16 protein-coding genes are annotated in these 19,891 nt (G+C 51.9%); 4 read left to right on the plus strand and 12 right to left on the minus strand.

Annotation, left to right across the window (positions count from 1 at the left end; translation table 11 throughout):
• Positions 1 to 30: 30 nt before the first annotated feature.
• On the minus strand, positions 31 to 1,041 hold the full coding sequence (locus OCU43_RS16385) for a hypothetical protein (protein ID WP_091359618.1): 1,011 nt from the start codon (positions 1,039 to 1,041) through the stop codon (positions 31 to 33).
• A gap of 107 nt (positions 1,042 to 1,148) precedes the next feature.
• Positions 1,149 to 1,553: a phnA protein gene (locus OCU43_RS16390; protein ID WP_091359615.1), complete on the minus strand. Its 405-nt coding sequence runs from the start codon at positions 1,551 to 1,553 to the stop codon at positions 1,149 to 1,151.
• Between the two features lie 573 nt (positions 1,554 to 2,126).
• On the opposite strand from OCU43_RS16390, the gene OCU43_RS16395 reads away from it, so the two are divergent.
• The 4 genes from OCU43_RS16395 (at position 2,127) to OCU43_RS16410 (ending at position 9,129) form a co-directional block, all read left to right on the plus strand.
• Positions 2,127 to 3,656 carry an alanine/glycine:cation symporter family protein gene (locus OCU43_RS16395; protein ID WP_091359612.1) on the plus strand — a complete coding sequence of 510 codons (1,530 nt, stop codon included), beginning with the start codon at positions 2,127 to 2,129 and terminating at the stop codon, positions 3,654 to 3,656.
• Positions 3,657 to 3,918: 262 nt separating this feature from the next.
• Entirely contained in the window at positions 3,919 to 4,650 is a 732-nt protein-coding gene (locus OCU43_RS16400) for a substrate-binding periplasmic protein (RefSeq protein WP_175483549.1), read from the plus strand.
• Positions 4,651 to 4,772: 122 nt separating this feature from the next.
• A complete protein-coding gene (locus OCU43_RS16405; protein WP_091359607.1) occupies positions 4,773 to 7,934 on the plus strand; it encodes an AraC family transcriptional regulator ligand-binding domain-containing protein in 3,162 nt (1,053 codons plus the stop codon).
• A 145-nt stretch (positions 7,935 to 8,079) separates the two neighbouring features.
• Positions 8,080 to 9,129 (plus strand): ATP-binding response regulator, encoded by a 1,050-nt coding sequence (locus tag OCU43_RS16410; RefSeq protein ID WP_091359604.1) that lies wholly within the window; start codon positions 8,080 to 8,082, stop codon positions 9,127 to 9,129.
• A gap of 87 nt (positions 9,130 to 9,216) precedes the next feature.
• On the opposite strand, the gene OCU43_RS16415 is transcribed toward OCU43_RS16410, so the two are convergent.
• The 10 genes from OCU43_RS16415 to OCU43_RS16460 all read right to left on the minus strand — a co-directional run bounded on the left by OCU43_RS16415 (position 9,217) and on the right by OCU43_RS16460 (position 19,818).
• Positions 9,217 to 9,453 carry a hypothetical protein gene (locus OCU43_RS16415; RefSeq protein ID WP_139203195.1) on the minus strand — a complete coding sequence of 79 codons (237 nt, stop codon included), beginning with the start codon at positions 9,451 to 9,453 and terminating at the stop codon, positions 9,217 to 9,219.
• Positions 9,454 to 9,916: 463 nt separating this feature from the next.
• A complete protein-coding gene (locus OCU43_RS16420) occupies positions 9,917 to 10,531 on the minus strand; it encodes a LysE family translocator (protein ID WP_091359598.1) in 615 nt (204 codons plus the stop codon).
• A gap of 171 nt (positions 10,532 to 10,702) precedes the next feature.
• Complete coding sequence (locus OCU43_RS16425; RefSeq protein WP_175483548.1) at positions 10,703 to 11,212, minus strand: Lcl C-terminal domain-containing protein; 510 nt, start codon at positions 11,210 to 11,212, stop codon at positions 10,703 to 10,705.
• A gap of 247 nt (positions 11,213 to 11,459) precedes the next feature.
• Positions 11,460 to 12,044: a DUF6151 family protein gene (locus tag OCU43_RS16430; RefSeq protein WP_091359591.1), complete on the minus strand. Its 585-nt coding sequence runs from the start codon at positions 12,042 to 12,044 to the stop codon at positions 11,460 to 11,462.
• A 269-nt stretch (positions 12,045 to 12,313) separates the two neighbouring features.
• On the minus strand, positions 12,314 to 12,664 hold the full coding sequence (locus tag OCU43_RS16435; protein WP_091359587.1) for a hypothetical protein: 351 nt from the start codon (positions 12,662 to 12,664) through the stop codon (positions 12,314 to 12,316).
• Positions 12,665 to 12,755: 91 nt separating this feature from the next.
• A complete protein-coding gene (locus OCU43_RS16440) occupies positions 12,756 to 13,268 on the minus strand; it encodes a hypothetical protein (protein ID WP_091359585.1) in 513 nt (170 codons plus the stop codon).
• Positions 13,269 to 13,353: 85 nt separating this feature from the next.
• Positions 13,354 to 13,854 carry a DinB family protein gene (locus OCU43_RS16445; protein ID WP_091359581.1) on the minus strand — a complete coding sequence of 167 codons (501 nt, stop codon included), beginning with the start codon at positions 13,852 to 13,854 and terminating at the stop codon, positions 13,354 to 13,356.
• Between the two features lie 99 nt (positions 13,855 to 13,953).
• Positions 13,954 to 14,247 (minus strand): hypothetical protein, encoded by a 294-nt coding sequence (locus tag OCU43_RS16450; RefSeq protein ID WP_091359579.1) that lies wholly within the window; start codon positions 14,245 to 14,247, stop codon positions 13,954 to 13,956.
• Positions 14,248 to 14,678: 431 nt separating this feature from the next.
• Positions 14,679 to 14,906 carry a hypothetical protein gene (locus OCU43_RS16455; protein ID WP_139203194.1) on the minus strand — a complete coding sequence of 76 codons (228 nt, stop codon included), beginning with the start codon at positions 14,904 to 14,906 and terminating at the stop codon, positions 14,679 to 14,681.
• 91 nt (positions 14,907 to 14,997) lie between these two features.
• Positions 14,998 to 19,818 carry an NAD-glutamate dehydrogenase gene (locus OCU43_RS16460; RefSeq protein WP_091359572.1) on the minus strand — a complete coding sequence of 1,607 codons (4,821 nt, stop codon included), beginning with the start codon at positions 19,816 to 19,818 and terminating at the stop codon, positions 14,998 to 15,000.
• Between the last annotated feature and the right edge of the window lie 73 nt (positions 19,819 to 19,891).

A 19,891-nucleotide genomic window follows, 5' to 3' on the forward strand; every position in this document is an offset into this window, starting at 1 on the left:
CAATATGGCGTTTTCTCAGTGGCACAAGATCTATGCGGTTTCAGCGACCGGATTGCTGTCCACCACAGGATCATTTACCGCGGGATCTCCCGATGAAACGGCATCGGCATTGACCGCTGGATCAGCCGCCTGATGATGACGTGAGCGATCTGCACGGTTTTCATGCTCATGCTCATGCTCATGCTCATGCTCATGCTCATGCTCATGCTCATGCTCATGCTCATGCCGATGATGATGCCTGTTATGAACCATATCACCAAGCTTGCCTAACCCCTCCTGCATTGACTTCTGCTGGGTTTCGCTGCTGCTGGTAAAACGGACATCGTGCTGCACCAGGTCGACAAACAGACTCATGCTGAACTCGGTGGCATTTGTAACCCGCTGCTCACTGCTGCTGACCTGATTCTGGAGCTGCTCAATAAACGGCGCTAAGGCATGCTGCGAAGCGGCGGGGGCTTCGCCTCCCATCGCCTGAACCTGACGATATTTCTCAATGGCCCGATACTCAATCGACTGCTGCATCGAGATATCCATCTGCGCCAGCTGTTCCGGGTCCAGGGTCAGGTCACCCGCCTGTTGCAGCGCCGTTTGCAGATCCCCATTAAAGAAGCTGCTGGCCAGCGAGGAAAGATCCTGAACCAGCGAGGCGATGGCATCGATCTCTTCAACATCCAGCTCACCTTCCACTGTAAAACCAAAATCACTGCTCTGATTTTTTTCGATACTGTAGCGCTGACTCTCCCGTCCCGGCCCACTGCGCAGGCTGTAATCAGATTGATAACGGGTTTCGCTATTGAAGGTGATTTCAACCTGATCACCATCCTGAGTGGTCAGATTGATGGTAAAGCTGTCATCCCGGTTAAAACGCTCTTTCAGTGAGTATGACTGGCGGGAGGCCACGGCAGCCGGACTACTGCCCTCCTCGGTGCCAGACACAGGGCTATTCTGCCCGCGGGGGGCTGCTGTACCGACGCCCGAAGCGCTGGGCTGAGAAAGCCCGGGATTAAACATGAACGGAGTTGAGCTGAAGGAGTTAAGCATCGCAGGCCCCGGTTTTATTATTCGTAAACCGGGTTATCGCCCGCCAGGCACTGATCTCAAATGAAAAAAAATCATATTGTCGGGGGCTGAAGATGAAGCCCGCTGTTTCAGAAGAGATCAATATCCTCTGACCAGGCCCGCTCTTCCTCTTCCATATAGACCTGTTCCAGCAACGCTTCAGCCCAGTCCTGCTGCTTCGCCAGATGCCTGAGCAACGCCACAGAGATCACCTTAACCGGCGCCACGCTGCTCCACATAGAGGAGGCCAGAAAGCGCCAGTAAGCGGGATCGATCGTTTTTGGCCGGTCCAGCTGCCCCTGACAGGTTTCACAGATCATAATACAGTGATCGTAATTGGGGTCCGACTCAATAGGCGGCACTTCATAGACCACCAGCTTAACCCCGTGGTTTTCACACAGCTCGCATTTAGAACCGCAACGGCGCACCAGGTCTTTGCCAAACTGCGACAGCCCATGGTGTCTTTCCTGATGTCTCGCATGGCCTTTTGACATAGGAGTATTCCTTTAAAATCAGACAAATATAATACCTATAACAATAGGCTCAAAGCAGAAAAAAGTTAAGCAAGACAACTATATATCTTCGACCTGGGCTGTTATAGCGGGCTTTCACAACAGGTCCCACCTGCCTCCGGGAGACGTCTGGCACACCAGGAGGTAAACAAGGCACGGTAGGATATTCCTCCTCAGACAGATTCACTCTACAGTTTTGCACCTGTAGATAAATGAAGACACAGAAACACCCCGGCTTAAGCCTCCATCGCCAGATTGTTCTCCGGTGCCAGAGGGCCAGAAAACGGGCTGTGTCATCTGCTTATTATCTTAACAGCTGATTCTCTGGTTAATCCGTCATGACAGCGAAATGCCTGGATAGCATTTCATTAACCGCTATCTGACGGAGCAACCGGTTACAGGACTGTTGCAGCCCCCCTCAGATATCACCAGCGCTCTGGCAATCAGTATCTGACCGCGACAACAGTCTGCATCCATCTCAGAGGATGGGTGCTGTAGCAACACAATAATTCTAACTTTCGTGCCCAGCACGTTGCTTTCCGGAGACACTTACACATGCAAGAATTTGTCGATTTTACAAACGGCATTATCTGGAGCCCGGCTCTGATCTATCTCTGCCTTGGGGCGGGTCTTTTTTACTCGATTCTGACACGCTTCGTACAGGTACGAATGTTCCGCGAAATGTGGATTTTGCTGTTCTCTGGCAGAGCCTCTGAAAAAGGGATCTCATCCTTCCAGGCTCTGGCTGTTTCACTGTCCGGCCGTGTGGGTACCGGTAATATTGCCGGCGTTGCTGCCGCTATCGGTTTCGGTGGCCCCGGTGCGGTGTTCTGGATGTGGGTAGTCGCCTTCCTGGGGGCCGCCACGGCATACACCGAATCCACTCTGGCACAGATTTATAAAGAGGAACATGAGGGGCAATACCGCGGTGGTCCGGCTTTCTACTTCGAAAAAGCGATGGGACAGAAATGGTTTGCCTGGATCTTCGCTATCGCCACTATTCTGGCCTGCGGTATCTGCCTGCCCGGTGTCCAGGCTAACAGTATCGGTAACGCCGTAGAAGCCACCTTTGGCTCCGGCGCGATGATTGAAACGACCATGGGGACGCTGAGCTTCGCGAAAATTCTCACGGGCACCGTTGTGGTCCTGATTCTGGGCTTCATTATCTTTGGTGGCGTTAAACGTATCGCCAACTTCACCCAGATCGTTGTGCCCTTCATGGCGCTGGCTTACATCATCATCGCAGCGGTTATCGTGCTTCTTAACATCGATATGCTGCCAGGCGTGATCGGCATGATTTTAGAAGATGCCTTTACCCCAATGGCAGGTATGGGCGCAGCGATCGGCTGGGGTGTAAAACGGGGGGTTTACTCCAACGAAGCGGGTCAGGGTACCGGCCCTCATGCGGCAGCTGCAGCCGCGGTTGAGCATCCAGCGCAACAGGGACTGGTTCAGGCGTTCTCGGTTTATATCGACACCCTGTTTGTCTGTTCGGCCACCGCATTTATGATTCTGATCACCGGTGCTTATAACGTACACGGTGTCGGTGACACATTCCTGGTGCAAAACCTGGGGGCAGATATCGCTGCCAACGGTCCACTGTTTACCCAACAGGCAATTGAGCGGGTGCTGCCGGGCCTTGGCAATCCATTTGTCGCCTTTGCACTGTTCTTCTTCTCGTTTACCACCATTCTGGCTTACTACTACATCGCCGAAACCAACATCGCTTACATCCAGCGTACGTTTAAGATCCCTGGCATGATCGGCGCACTTAAGCTGGTTCTGATGGCCGCGACCTTCTACGGTGCGGTAAAAACAGCAAATCTGGCGTGGGGGCTGGGTGATATCGGTGTCGGTCTGATGGCATGGCTGAACATTGCCGGTATTCTGATCATCTTCTTTATGTCCAAACCTGCACTCAAGGCGCTGAAAGACTACGAAGAACAGCATAAAGCCGGCGTTGACAGCTATACCTTTAACCCTCTGAAACTGGGCATCAAGAACGCCACTTTCTGGGAAAAAAGGCACGCTAAAAAGACTACCAAAGTCAACAAAGAAACTGAAAAAGAGACAGAGCTGGTTTAACACTCTTTCTGCTTTTTCGAATCAGCTCAGCTGACTGAAGTGGTTATAGACAGTAAAGCCCGCCCCGGCAACAGGGCGGGCTTTTTCGTTCCTCTTCCAGCGGTTATCAACAGATAACATGCGCTAAAGATTCAAATACCGAAAGACTGGGTTAGAATAGATGCTTGCCTGCCCGGTTTATAACCTGGCAGCGCTAACCCAGAGTCGTTTCCACGGTGATAAAAAAACCATGCCGATAACCTATCTCACCAGACACTTACTGATGGCTATGCTGTTACTGCTGTTCAGTAACGCCGCACTGGCCGGTTGCCAAACCCGGTTTCTGGTCGGCTGGCTGGACTGGAAACCCTACCAGGTGTGGCACAACGATAAAGTCGCAGGGATGGATATAGAGCTGCTAAAGGTAATTATGAACGCAGCGGGCTGTCGCTATGAACTTACCAAGGTCCCCTGGGAGCGGACCATGCGCTATATTAAATCCGGTGATCTGGATCTCGCGCTGGGCGCATCAAAAACCGCAGAACGATCCGAGTGGGCCTATTTCTCTGAACCCTACCGAAGAGAGATCATGGCTCTGTTTGTCCGGCGCGACGAATACACTAAATGGAGCGCAGCGCAAAACTTTGAACAGCTGGCCGGTTTAAACCCTCGCGTTATGGCGTTACGCGGAGCCTATTACGGCAGCACCTGGAATCAGATAAAAGACCGCTTCTTTGTGCATCAGTTGAACAAGTATGAGCAGTTAATCCAAATGCTGGGGGTGCAGCGTACCGATGTTGTACTGACCGACCTCTACAACGGCAAAGTATTAATCAAAGAGCTCGGCCTGGAGCGCGACATCACAACGCTGGACTGGAATGCCAGCGATGATGATATCCATATGATGTTCAGTAAAGCCACGGTTAACCCCGATGACATCAGACTGATCGATGAGGCGATTCGTCAACTGCGTCAATCCGGCACACTGCAACAGATCATCGATCGTTACCGCTAACGGCTAAGAGCAACTCGGCCAAACAAAACGGCACGAAAAGACATACAGCCGGACAGCATCATGATATTCTTGTTTCTAACAACAAAAATATACATACATCCTTCCATGCCAACTTTATTTTCATGACGGTAACCACAGCAACAACCAAACTGCTGGAACCGGTATTGCAACTGGCCCAGCACTACAGACTGGATCCGGCCGGGATTCTGGAAAGCGCCTCGCTGACCCAGGAAGAGTTCGCTATACCCGGGGCCCGCTTTCCTGCCTCAGCCTATGGTCAGATACTGCAAACCCTGGCGCAGACCACCGATAATCCCCGTATTGCACTGAACCTAGGGGAAGCCACTCAGCCGCGAACGCTCGGCTCTATCGGCTTTCTGATGTCCACCGCCGCGACGCTGGGTAAAGCCTATCAGGCACTGATCGATTATCTGCCTTTGCTGCTTGAAGGGGCGATTATTCAGATGGAGCAGTCCGCAGAGGGCACCCGGCTTACTCTGGAACTGAACGATCCAGAACTGCAACCGGTTGAATACCTGCTCGCCTGCCTGATCAACTGGCCCCGCTGGTTAACCGGCCATCAGATCCCCGTCCGTCTGGTCCAGCTGGCATTTCCAGAACCGGAAAACCTGTTGCCCTACCAGCAATTTTTTGCTGCAGAGGTGCAGTTTGATGCCCCCCGAAACCAACTGCTGCTTGCCAGTGACTACCTGTCGCTAAGCTGCCTCGACGCCAACCCTGAGATGCATCAGCTGCACCGCGAATTTGCTGATTCCCTGTTAAGTAAATCGGCCCAGCAGAGTGCCCTGACAGCACAGACCCGGAATCTGATCAGACGCCAGTTGGCCGAGGGTAAAGGTTGTATCCGCCGGGAACAGATCGCTGCCTCTGTCGGACTCAGCCTCAGGACACTGCAACGCAAACTGGGTCTTCTGGGGACCAATTTTCAGGATATCTATGATCAGACCCGACGGGATGTTTGCCTGCAAATGATCCAGCGTGGCCAGCTGAGTTTTGGCGAAATCGCATTTCAATTAGGTTTTTCAAATCAGTCAGCGTTTCAAAAAGCGTTTAAACGCTGGATGGGTGTCGCCCCCAGCCAGTACCGGCAACAGATCAAACCCGTCGCCTTTATTGACACCTCATCTTCCGCCCGCCAGCGGGATAGCCATACCCAGTGGCTGCAACAAAGTAGCAGCCGTCAGCGCATCAATAAAATTGAAAAACGTATCAGCAAGCTCAACAGTTTCACCCTTGAACTGCTGGAATGGGCTGCTCTGCTGGGCGAACAAATCAACCTGGTCGAACTGGGGGAGATCACCCACAATCCGGTCGCGCGGCTGGCAATACACCTCTGGCCCGCCGAACAACTTGGGCTGATCAATATTGGCCGCACCCCAACGCCTAGTTCCACATCGGGGGAGAGCGACAACTTCGCCGCCCGGACTGAAAACGATTCGGTGGATAAACAGACCCTTTGCTGCTTTTGTCATCCGGATATCCGCACCACCATCTACCAGCGACTCAGTGAAACAGAGAAATGCACGCTGCATCAGCAGTGTGGTATGGCGATGCTGAATCGTCTGCCAACAACCTTCACACTGGATCAGATAACCCCTGTGTTACTACATCTGAACCGTGCATTTCAGCATACCGATAACCAGCACCGCAAACGCCTGCGACAGCTCAACATTCGTGCGGCCAGACTCGCGCAAAATGAACAGCGTTTTGACAGTGCCAGCCGCTACCTGTCAAACGCCTACCGGCTGCTGAAACCCAGTCAGACAGCCAAAAAAAATACACTCCTGCTGCAACGTGCTAAGTTACACCTGCTGGCGGGCGAGGTTGACCACGCCGACCAGTGTTTGCAGCAACTACCCGCAGGAAATATCGCGCCACTGGACAGCATTAACGCAGCACTGATCACCGCTGAAATCTGTTTACACCGCAACCAACAGCCACTGGCGTTAAACCACCTGTTGGAGCATCTGGCGCTGCTGACAGATGGTGCCCTTCCGGAAACGGACAACCAGCAGCTATTACTCCTGTTGACGTTGCACGACAAAATCAGCTCACTCACCGATATCCAGCAGCTACCTCAGCTAACGCCACTAACTTCACCCGAAGCGTTACTGCGGTTACAGCTGCTGGAAAAGATCAGTCTGATCGCACGCCATCAGAGTAAACCGCTGCTTGCCGCCTGCGCCATCGGCCAGATGACACAGCTTAGCCTGCAACAGGGCCGTACCCACCTGACTCCTTTTGCCTTTGTCAGTTATGCCTGGGTGGCCAGTTGGTTCTGTGGCGATTATCAGTTGGCACAGGCATTTTCAGTTCAGGGGATGCAGCTGGCAAACCAGTTTGGCGGGTTGCTGTCGCTGGATGCAGAGCGTTCGCCGCATGAAACGGATCAGCAACTGGATATCGCCACTAACGCAGCCCTGCTGCAGTGCAGCCAGGTGCAACACTGGTTCACCCCTCTGCACAGTGCCAGAGAGCAGCTCCAACACGTTGCAACATTGAGTGAAAAGCATGGCCACTGGCTGATACAGAGTGAATGCCGCTTACTCCAGCATCAGCTGTCACTGTTAACGACCAGCCCCCTGACTGAGCAACTGCCCCTGTGTCGCCAACATTATCAGGCGATGCTCGATCGGCAGCAGCCCCATCAGGCAGCACGCCTGCAGCAATCATCCCTGCTGCTGATGGAACAACTCTGTGGTGAAGCCCCCCTGCCCGACCAGGTGGAATACCAGCATGGCTGGCAGGCTGCCAATACCATCATGGCGGCCTTTCTGCTCAACCAGCAGCAACTCTGGCCCGAACTATATAGCTGGGAAGCCTCGCTGGAAAATGAGCTGGCAGGGTATTTCTGTGTCAGTGAGGCCCTCTTTTGTACCGCCATGATGCGGCTCATTCTGGCGCAGCCCCAACAGCTGCTGGTACAGCGCCGGCGCCTGGAAGTTGAGCAGATTGAATCACGCTTCGAACTCTGGGCGAAACACAGTCCGGAAAACTTTAAAACACAACTGCTCCTGTTGCAGGCTGAAAAAGCCCGCCTGCTTAACCAACCTGCCGCCCCCTTGTATGAACAGGCCATTGAGAGTGCAGAGCAGCAGGGGTTTAGTCATCATCCGGCGCTCTGCTATGAACGCTACGGGGATTTTTTACAATGGCAGGGGCAGCACTGTCTGGCCCGTTTCTGTCTCAACAAAAGCCAGGATCTTTATACTCACTGGGGCGCTCACGCCAAAGCCCGGTTGTTTGATAAAGTACTGAGTTAATTGAATATCGCGCCCCAGATAACAACAAAACCAATGGACACATTCTAGATATGAAATTAGCAGACCCCGCCCGCTTTTTCTGGTACTCGGACAACGTTTACTGGCAAAATAGCAGCTCTGACAAAACACCGATGTGTAGTAGTTTATGAATCCATGGAAAGTACTGGTCGTCGACGACGAAGAAGGTATTCACGGCATAACCCGGATGATTTTTCGCGGTTATGAGTTTGAACAACGGCCAATCGAACTGATCAGTGCAATGAGCGGTGCCCAGGCCAGGGAACTACTTACAGAGCATCCCGATATAGCGCTGGCGCTACTCGACGTCGTTATGGAAAACGATGACGAAGGGCTGCAACTGGTCGAATATATCCGCAACCAGCTCAACAACCGCGATATAAGGGTTATTCTGCGTACCGGCCATCCGGGGTACGCCCCCGAATCACAGGTGATTGTTAATTACGATATCAACGATTACCTGAGCAAAGCAGAACTGTCTGCCTCCCGCCTGCTAACCTCGGTAGTGGTGGCGCTGCGCTCGTTTCGTGACATCAAGAATGCCCGCTTGCAGGCGGCAACCCCCAGCCTGGCAGCCACCCCGGACAACCAGTTGCTAAAAGGAGTCACGCAGCAGCTAAACCAGCAGATCCGGCCGATCCTGAAACTGAGTCAGAAGCTGCAACAGATGGACCTCAACCCAGTGGCGAAAGATCTGGCCACCGACCTGCATGCCCAACACCAGCGGTTACAAAACAGTATCGGCATGCTGGATCTGGCCGACCAGACAGCCAAAACATCGCCACTCAGACTGACACCGCTGATGGACGAGATGCTCTCCACCTTTCTGTCCCAGAGCCGGCGCGAAGGCTGGCTGCTGGATTATCGGGTTGATGATGCCCTGCCAGCCCAGATTAACACCGACCCGGAGCGGATCAGACAGATACTGATCAGTGCGATCGAACTGGCCATTCTGCAGGCCAACGGTGAAGATCTGAAGCTCAGCGCCGAACCCTCTGTGCAACCTGGTCAATTGCGTCTGAGTGTCGCCCTGACCGATGGCCAGCCGGTATTCTCCTCTTCCCCCTGGGCGCAACAGCTGCAAAACCATCTGCAACGACTGTGTCAGCAGCTACAGGGCGAACTGGCGGAGATGGATGAAAGCGGCGCCATCCACTGCCAGATTCCGCTGTTATAGCGGCAAGCATGTTTGACCACAGAGGACTCTCTATACAATATAGCGAGTCCTTTTTTGAGCAAGCGTACCCCCACTCTCAAAACTCATCTAGTCACCCCCGCCGCCATCACCACCGTCACCAATATCCAGCCCGCTCCCCTCACCGGCGCCTGATCGGTTGGACCATGATATCAATATCAGCCCGATGATCATCCCTGCAAATGTTCGTTCAGATAACCCGTTCGAAAAACCATCGAACGCAGTAAAAGCAAAGACGCCATAACCCAGCATCAAGACAGAAGGTTCCACACTGAAGAGTAAAACAGCGCCGAGAATTAACGTCAAAAACGACCAGCCAGACAGGCCATCAAAGATGGGTGACTAAACCACCCATAAACAGGATAAACCCTATCAGTCTTAACACGTTGTTACCTGCCTGTTTTTTGTCTATTTCTATGTGCAAGCGTTGAAGGGCGTTAACCCTTCGCCCTCTGATCGCTAAAAAGCGGTTCACCACCGTACCCAGAGGTCATACTAAGAACACGGAGGCAAAAGCCAGTGCAGAAGGTTTTGTAAGGAAAATAAAACGACTCCTTTATAAACAATGAAAAGTACTAAAACGGAAATTTGGTTTTAGCCCCGACTCTTTATTTTTCTCTGTGACCTCCGTGCCCTTAGCATACCCTCTGGGTACTGTGGTGAATCATTTTTAAGTGCAGTTCAGCACCGTACCCAGAGCACCGGGGGGAAGAGCAGAGCTTAGCAAGAAAAACAGACCTCACCCGTTGTGTTGGGCTTAATGACCGGATCACCGCTCACTAAAGGCCAGCTTAAGCCCTAGTGCGGCAAAACTACCTGCAAATAGTTTCTGGATCGCCAAACCGACTTTCTTTGACCCCACCACATATGCGCTGAAGCTACTGGCCATAACGCCATAGACAACAAATACAGCGAAGGTCATCGCCATAAACACGCCACCCAGTAATAGCATGTTAATCAGCGGTTGAGCGGCATTCGGTGAAACAAACTGTGGTAGAAAAGCGAGAAAGAAAATAGACAACTTAGGGTTCAATATATTGATAAGAAAGCCCTTTGTAGCCACAGTGAGAAAATCGGCCGCTGGCTTTTCTCCCCCTAAAGACAGCGGAGCGGATGAGCGCCACATAACCCAGGCAAGATAGAGTAAGTATGCCGCACCGGCATATTTAACAACCTGAAAAGCGAGTACGCTAGTATGAAAAATAGCGGCTAAGCCAAACACGCTTGCCAGAAGCGAAGGCACAATCCCCAGGGTGCAGCCTGACGCGGCGAACAGACTGGCGCGCTTGCCAACGAACAGACCGGTAGCCACTGTGTATAAAACACCTGTACCAGGCATAACAACAACGACTAAGGATGTGAGTAAAAACTCGACTGAAATCATAAGATACCTCCATGTTTCTTCAGGCTGTTATGGCTGAGCGCCGGTTACCGGGGCTAAGAAAAGATAAGCCAAGCTGAAATTACCGATATTTCCGGGCTTTGTACATCTTACGAAATTTAGCAGCCTACACTGGAGGCAACAACTAACGTAACTTTTTGACGGCCCCTACGACTATGGCTCACTTCGCACCAGACGCACTGCCAGCGGAAACCCTTTGCTGTGGCCATCTATTGCACCATCGATAAAATCAACGAAGTAAACGAGTGAGGGAATTTCCTCAACCGGGGTATCACTCCAATAGGGCGCACCTTCTCCAACATTTGTTACAGCAGGAAACACACTGGCGTTAATCGTTGGATTGAAGCATCTCTGTTCGACAATACTATAGAGTTCTTCAATCGTTGGAACACGCCAACCATCACCGAGTGCCTGTGCGAACTGCTTTGCTTTATCTAATCCCAGTAGCTTTACGTCCCCAACGCAACCGGCATCACTCGTCCAGGTAGTACCCACACTGCAACGCTGCCACGCCAACTTTGTTTGCTGGTCATATGCTTCACCGCCGTTAAGTACGAAGCGTGACGACGGTGTGCTTTCGGCAATGCTCTCATCACAAGCAGCCCAAACGGCACTTGCAGTCAGCCACGAAGTCAGCGTCAAAAATGTGATAATTTTTTTCATAATATGGTTTCTTAATCGAGATATCCGGCTCTGATCATAAGGTACTTTCATGTTTCCTCAGGGTGTAATAGCAGAGCACCGGTTATCGGGAATAACATACCAATCAAGACGGATCAGGGGCATTCCTGATTGTCAGAGCTCATCAATCACCTCCACCATCAGCGCCGTCACCACCAGCGATTTCAACGATCTCCCTGATCTGAGCCCCCCCTTGGCCTGGACGATTAATGGACGGACTAAACTCTCTTTAAAAGTCAGCTTTCAAGGCTTTACGTTCTTCGGCTGTCAGTACCTTCGGTGTCACGACAGGCTCGCCCGACTCCGTAAATAGTTGAGAACGCCGATACTGACCACTAATACGCATCGGTAAAACCATCCAGATAAATCGCAGGATGACACCGAAAAGCCCCTTCTTCATGGGCTTGGGTTCGCCAATGGCTGATTCAACATTGACGACCGCGACGCTGCTACCAAAGTCCTTCTCAATCATAGACTGATCAAGCAACGGACGAATAAGTCCGATAAACGAAACCTTTGGATTAGCCAGGGTATTTCCAATCGGAGTTTTACAACAGTCGGCATACCAACGCAGCAAGCCTTTCTCACTCAGACGAACGACAGCAAGGTGCTCCTGACCCTGCGAAAAGACCACCCGGGGCTGCACCACTTGCACAATCTCGCTTCCGCCCTGAGCATCCAGCACCTCATCGGAGCAGCCTAAGAACTTTGTAAAGGCGCGGCAATCAGCGCAGTAACAGACAACCCGACTGCAGGTTCCCGATCCCTGAATATGACCTTGCAGCGCCCCGCATTTACATTGAATCCTATGCATCCTTTTTTATCCTCCGTCATTGAGGTTTACTGTCAGTGCGTACCATCAGCGCTTACCGTCAGTGCCTGTTAATTGCTAAAGCCTACAGCATACGCGGCACCAGAATCGAGGAAAAGTTAGAAGACCATGATCCTTTGTCTCCAGACCGGTAAAAAAGCGTCTCACCACAGTACCCAGAGGGCATGCTAAGGACACAGAGAGCACAGAGACCTCCGGATGAAAAGCCAGAGAGAAGGTCAGGGAAAAAATCGACCCCTCTTTGTGACCCTTTATGGTGACTGCCACTTTACGTTGGTCTCTTTTATACCCAGCCCGTGTTTAAACTTATCAGGAAACTCCAGACTGGGTTTCCCTGCCCAGCCTCGCTCAAGGTATAAATTGTAACCACTTCCATTCTTTTCATAACGTACAGCCGTTAACCAAATGCCATCCCAGTCTCCCAAGAACTCAAGATCATCCAGGCTTTCTGGATATTCGCCATTTCGTAGTTTGTGCAACTCAATAATTGAAACGGCTGAGACAAAGTTTTGTGTGCCAAATTTTTCATCAGCACCCGGCACTTCAAAATCACAACCTGACAATATAAGTAAGAGGAAAACGATTCCAGAGACTCTACGCATTTTATCTGTTCCTTGATTCAGAGCGCCTCCTTAAAAGGCAGAAACATGGTAGCTCGTTCTCACACTCCTGCGTGTGAACAAGGCAAACGTATTATTGGCTTTCATACCCGGAGACTCTGGCTATATGATTTCTTAGCTGAACGAAGAAAAGACCATAGAACGCTGTCGTTGCAAGAAACATGATAAGCATACTCACTACCACGCCAAATGAACCTAAACCTGTTATCAACAGGGCTGATATGGCAGCCAGACCTAATCCTGTCAGCAAAAAATAGAGAGCAAGTTTAAAACCTACTGGCAGACTTAACGATATAAATCTTAAGAAAAAATCTTTACCGTCCCCCTTTTCGTTTGCCTGATATGTCAGCCACACACCATAGTAAGTAATAACACCTTCAATGATCATCATTAACAGTGAACCCAGGTTTTTCCATAGACTTATTTCCGTCTCAGAAAACTCAATCACTACCGGAAATTCAAAGGTAAAAACCCCGAGTACTGAAAGAACAATCAGGTGCTTTAAAGCTCTGAGCTCTGAGAATGTACCCGACTTCAGCTCTTCTGAAAGTCCCTGACTATTAAGAAAATAAACATCCTTGAGCATAAATTCCCTTTATGTATAACCGTTATGATAGTGATCTTGTGCACTGTAACTCACAGACACAATAACCCGGTAAGCAAGGCAGAATCTAAGTCGCTTTATCTCGTTCTTGCAGAAACACCGGAAAGTCAGTCGTGGGTGGCGAAACACCGAGCTGATAGAGAATGCCAGCGGCATGACCGCGGTGGTAGGTAGTATGGTTTACGACGTGCATCAGGATATCCCGACGACTCATTTGTCCGGTTCCTCCACCAATAAACTCAAACTCAACAACCTCCTCCAGTTCACTCTCTGCGATTGTGTCGGCGTAGTTAACATACCACTCATCTATGCAGCGCTGGTTTACAATCAACTCCGCCAGACCCGGACAATCCTGGGGATTGCGAGTGGTTAAGCCGTGAGGTTTGCCTAGCAGGTGACACTTCCAGACGTGATCCATCTGATAGGCGTGGTTGAGCGTGCGAATCAGGCTACCAAAGACGATTGGGCGCGGTGCGGTAAGCTCTGTATCGGGAAGGAAAGACAGCGCTGACAGGAACAGATCATCTGCCCAAGCCTTGTAGCGGGTAAGCACCTTCGTCTCTCTCATAAAATGCCCCCTAACGACCAGCCTCAAAGGTGAGCGCCACGGCTCTCACCGAAGCGGCACCAACAGTGCCGCGAGTCCTTTGAAGGCCCTTGTTAAAACTCATAGCTCACGGATTACGATATGCTCTGGCTTAAAGATATTCACTTGGCCAGTTTCATATTCTTTTAGCCGCCAGCGATAACCACCTTGACGGATATATTTTACAGCCTCAGATATATCCGTGATTCCTGGAACCTTATTCTCCGCCTTTTGAATTTTGTCGCTACTATTCTCTCGTTGTAGTTCTTCCGAAAATATAGGGAATGTTCCGTCCTTCTCCCGGTATGGAACAAGTACCTTGTCGATTACTTGCCCCTTCATTCCGAGCGCGTAGATTATGTAGTTTACTGACATACTTTCCCTTAAGTTTTAACAGTAAGTTATAGTGCCCTTTGGCACTATAACTCCAGGCACTATAATTCTGGAAAGTTGGCAGACCAAAAGTTACTTTTGTTTTATATATCAGCAGGATAGCTACAAAAAGAAAGGATATTCTACAGAATTAGAGCGTCTGTAGAGGCTGCATCCATGCCAATAACATTACCTGAATCATAATGGCTGTCGCCGATAATTCAAAGAGTTAGTTCACGCAACTCCCGGATCAAGCGAAAGAGGTTTCCTGAACAGGGAGATCGATCTACCAATATTCTAAACGGCGGAAGGCCGGGCCTTTAAGCAAAGACCCAGCCCTCCTGGTGCACGTGCGTGGTTAACCCGGGGCAACCACGGCTTTAAGTGGATCGGACTGGCAGATCAGTTTGGGATATCACCTATCCGCTGTTGATCTAGTTATCAGATAACATATAGACCGTCGATTCCTGACGCTGGGTTTCGATCCAGCGATCGACATCTGCGCGGGTGCGGCCGAAGAACACCACCCGGGACACCGGTTTAAGTGTGCCATTGCCACACATCTCATGACGGTAGACCCACCAGCTGTCGGCGGCCATCTGCTTAATGTTCAGCGCACACTGCACCACGTTCATCTTGGGAAATGCGTATCGTTGTTTCATAATTCTGTACGTTGTTTATCTCTTGTTCGCCTGTCTCCAGGCCTGTTTTGTAACCATAGACGGGGGCTCAGATAAGCCCCCGGGTTAATTGTTACTGTGCCTGTGCCAGCTCCATGAGTTCGCGGATCGCCACGGTAATGATCGCGAAGTCCTGCTGTGCACTGCCTTGCACCTCATTCAGCAGAGACTGCCAGCGATCCAGTAAGCGGTGATTATCCGCCAGCCAGCTTTCTACAAGCTGAACACCGTCCTGCTCTGATACGTCGGGACTGTCGGCATCAACGGCAGACAGAACACTGACCGTTATCGCCTGCTGATGACTGGTGAGGTCTTCACGGAAACCATCTCTGGCCATCGACTCCCAGTGATTACTGGCGGTCAGCTCTTTGACCTGCTGATCAAACCATTGCAGCTGCAAACGCTCTCCCAGACCAAAATGGATCTGCGCGACCTGTTGCAGCGACCGGCCGGTCTGCTCGGCAGACTGAATGATGCTGAGTAGCGCATAGAGGCTATCGGCACCGGCGACGATTGACGCCAGTTCATCCTGCACACCCGCGGCTGTCAGCTGATCATGCTTGCGCTGCCACAGGTTCAGGGGTTCACCGCTGAGTAACTGTGACAGTTGCCCACTGAGGGTGGCGACGCCACTGCGGAACTGTTGTACCGTGGCGGCAACATCCAGAGGCCGCCGGTGACGCAGGAACCACTGCGTAGCCCGGCGAATCAGACGGATCAGGTCAGCCATCATCTGCTGTTGCAGAGCGGACTGCACCTGGTTGTCCAGCGACTCAATCTGGTGCCACAGCTGATCGATATTGAACACATCCCGGGCGATCACAAAGGCCGCAGCCACATCACCAAACCCGGAGCCACTGATCTGACAGAGACGGTCGGCAAAGGTGATTCCCATGCTGTTGATCATGCCATTGGCGATCTGCGTGGCGATGATCTCAGAACGCAGGCGATGCTGTGAGATCTCAGTGCCAAACTCATTCACCAGACGCTGGGGAAAAGCAGACACCGCTTCATGACTCAGATAAGCATCATCGGTAATCCAGGTGTCGCTGAGCGCTTCTTTCAGCTCTGCTTTCACATAGGAGATCAGTACCGACAGTTCCGGCCGGGTCAGCCCCTGCTGTGCCTGTTTGCGCTCCTGAAGCTGCTCATCGGAGGGGATAAACTCCAGTTCCCGGTCCAGCTTGCCCGAGGCTTCCAGACGATGGATCAGGCGGATATATTCATCCATCGAACGGCGGGCATGGCTGTGGGCAATACTGATCGCCTGCGCCTGTTTATAGTTGTTCTGCAATACCAGCCCGGCCACTTCGTCGGTCATCTCGCGCAGCAGGGCGTTACGCTGCTTCACGGTCATATCGCCGTTTGCCACCACCTCGTTGAGCAGAATTTTGATATTCACTTCGTGGTCAGAACAATCGACGCCACCGGCATTGTCGATAAAGTCGGTATTGGATTTACCGCCATTGGCACAGAACTCTATCCGCCCCAGTTGAGTGAAACCGAGGTTACCGCCCTCGCCCAATACCTTGCAGCGCAACTGATTACCGTTGATGCGCAAGCTGTCATTGGCTTTGTCGCCCACCTCGGCATGGCTTTCGCGGGAGGCTTTCACATAGGTACCGATACCGCCGTTCCAGATCAGGTCGACCGGTGCTTTCAGCAGGGCCGTGAGCAGATCATTTGGCGATAAGCGTGTCTCTTTGATATCAAACCGGGCCTGCATCTGTGGACTGATATCCAGCCACTTAGCAGCACGGGAGAAAACCCCACCACCGGCGGAGATCAGCTCGCGGTTATAGTCTTCCCAACTGGAGCGTGGCAGTTCAAACAGCCGCTTACGCTCGGCAAAACTGGTTGCCGCATCGGGGTCAGGATCGATGAAAATATGCAGATGGTTAAATGCCGCACATAGCTGTATATGTTCAGACAGCAGCATGCCGTTGCCAAACACATCCCCCGCCATATCGCCAATGGCGACCACGCTGAACTCCTCAGACTGGATATCTTTACCCAGTTCGCGGAAGTGCAGCTTAACGGATTCCCAGGCACCCCGTGCCGTAATGCCCATCCCTTTATGGTCATAACCCTGAGAACCACCGGAGGCAAAGGCATCCCCCAGCCAGAAGCCGCGTTCCTCAGCAATCGCATTGGCGATATCAGAGAAGGTCGCGGTGCCTTTATCGGCAGCGACGACAAAATAGGGATCGTCTTCATCGTGACGCACCACATCCACAGGGGGGACCACTTCGCCACCCACCAGGTTGTCGGTGATATCCAGCAATGCCGAGATGAAGATCTGATAGCTGGCAATACCTTCGGCCTGGAACGCCTCACGACCGCCGGTTGTGGGTAACTTTTTAGCCACAAAGCCACCTTTAGCACCCACCGGCACGATCACCGAGTTTTTCACCTGCTGAGCTTTCACCAGCCCCAGCACCTCGGTGCGGTAATCTTCCAGCCGGTCTGACCAGCGCAGTCCGCCACGGGCAACCTTACCCCCACGCAGATGCACCCCTTCTACCCGTGCTGAATAGACAAACACTTCAAACATCGGCCGGGGCTGAGGGATACCGGCAATCGCCCGGGGATTCAGTTTGAACGAGAAATAATCTTTCAGTTCACCGGCTGCATCGCGCTGAAAATAGCTGGTCCGCAGGGTGGCTTTGATCAGTTCCAGAAAACGCCGCAGAATCTGATCTTCATTGAGATTGTCCACTTTATCGAGCGCATCAATAATACTGTTGCTGATACGCTCGGCCAGGGCTAGAGATTTCTGACTGTCACGACGACCGGGCTCAAAACGCGCCCGGAACAGGGCAACCAGCAGCTTGGTCACATGGATATGCCGAGCCAGCGTGCCGGCGATATAGGATTGCGAAAAGCCGAAACGGATCTGCTTGTTATAGCGGGCATAGGCACGCAGCATGGCCACTTCACGCCAGCTCAGATTGGCGCCGATCACCAGATGGTTGAACTCATCATTCTCTGCGCGTCCCGCCCAGATATTGGCAAATGCATCATGGAAGACATCTTTAACCTCTTCCAGCACGACCGGCTCACTCCCCTGACTGATCAGGGTGAAATCATGCATCCAGAACTGTTTTCCATCACTGCGGTTCACCGCATACGGGTGTTCACCGATCACCCGCATCCCCAGGTTTTCCAGCACCGGAATCACATCGGACAAGACCAGCGGTTCATCCGCATTAAACAGTTTGAAACGCAGCACTTTCGGGCTTTGCTCCAACACCCGGTAAAAACTCATGGTCACCGGATTGTCGTCGCACAATGCTTCAATGCGCTGAATATCGTACACCCCGCTGAGGGCGGGGAAGTGTTCCCGGTAAGCGCTGGTAAAAGCGTGACCATAGCTGTGGTGTAACCGGTTGCCCTCCTCTTCACCGCACAGATCGGTGAGTGCAGAATGCAGTTCATCCCGCCAGTCACGAGAGATATGCACCACTTCAGCCTCAAGCTGCGCCAGTTCCAGAGTGTCGGCATTATCCGGATCGATGCGCAGGACAAACTGCACCCGCGCCAGAACTGATTCACTGAAGGTGGTGGTAAACTCCACTTCGCTGGCATGACAAGCTTTGACCAGCAGGTCCTGAACCTGCACCCGCAGCGCGGTGGAAAAGATGTCCCGGGGGACAAAGTAGAGGAAGGTAATAAACTGGTTACAGCGATCTTTACGATACAGTAAGCGCACTTTACGGCGATCATGCAGGCTGAAAATGCCCATTGCACTGTCCAGCAACGCCTGCTCGCTGGAAAGGAACAGCTCATCCCGGGGCAGATCGTTCATAATCTGTAGCAGCTCTTTACCGTTGTGGCTGCGGCGATCGAAACCAACCCGTTGCAGCACCGCCTCTGCTTTGCTGCGCACTCCCGGTATGGCCAGCATCGCTTCAGAATAAACCGACGAGGTATACAAGCCATAAAAACGGCACTGACTGGCGACATTGCCCTGCCCATCAAAACGCTTGATAACCACACAGTCCATATAGGCAGGCCGGTGAACCAGTGAGTAGTGGAAATCTTTGGCAAACATCAGCCGGGTAGGTTCTAACAGAAAATCACGCTCATCTTCCCGCAACTCTGTCAGCAGACGAGAGCTGCCCTGCCCTGCATTTTTAAGTAGTTTCAGTGTCCCCAGCTCGCTGCCCTCAACCCGCTGCACCCGATCACCATTGATGCTCAGCTCATCGTAGCCGAGGAAGGTAAAACGATCATCCAGCATCCAGCGCAGAAACGCTTCAGCTTCGGCATCAACTGACGGCTGCGATAGTTCATCCAGCAATGCCTGCGCCCGGGCCTGCATCGGCGCATAATCCTCAACCGCGATGCGGACATTTGCCAGCACAAACTCCAGCGAGGTCAGTATCGCCTTGAGCTCAGTCGGGTCGCTGGTGCGATCAACTTCCAGATAGATCACCGATTCAGCCTGAGCCGGGGTATGATCCGCTTCAACCAGGCCAACCAGACGTCCCTCCTCGCGTTGTACATGGAGAATGGCATTATGAATGGTGTGAATAACCAGATCCCGGCGATTCAACTCCATCCGTACAGAGTCCACCAGAAATGGAATATCGCGATGAATTATCTCTATCACGGTGTGGTTTGAACGCCAGCCAAACTGCTCCAGATCCGGGTTATAGACCCGGACTTTCGGCTTGCTGGCGCTAAAGTCCTGCAGAAACTGCCAACACGACATGGTGGCGCCGTAGAGATTCTCCAGCGAGCGTTCCTCCAGCTCATCCACGGTTGTTGTCTGGTAATAACAGCGTAAGAAGCTGACCACTTTACTGGCCATCTCTGCCGGAAGTCTTTCAATAACTAATTCATTCAGTGGCGCGAGTAACATCGGTTTATCAGATGAACGATCTGGCATGGTTGTTTTATTTTTTAACCTTTGTAGTTATTTACATAAGCTATTTACATAAGCTATTTACATAAGCTATTTA

Origin of the sequence: Amphritea atlantica, assembly GCF_024347255.1 — a bacterium.
Classification (GTDB): Bacteria; Pseudomonadota; Gammaproteobacteria; order Pseudomonadales; family Balneatricaceae; genus Amphritea; species Amphritea atlantica.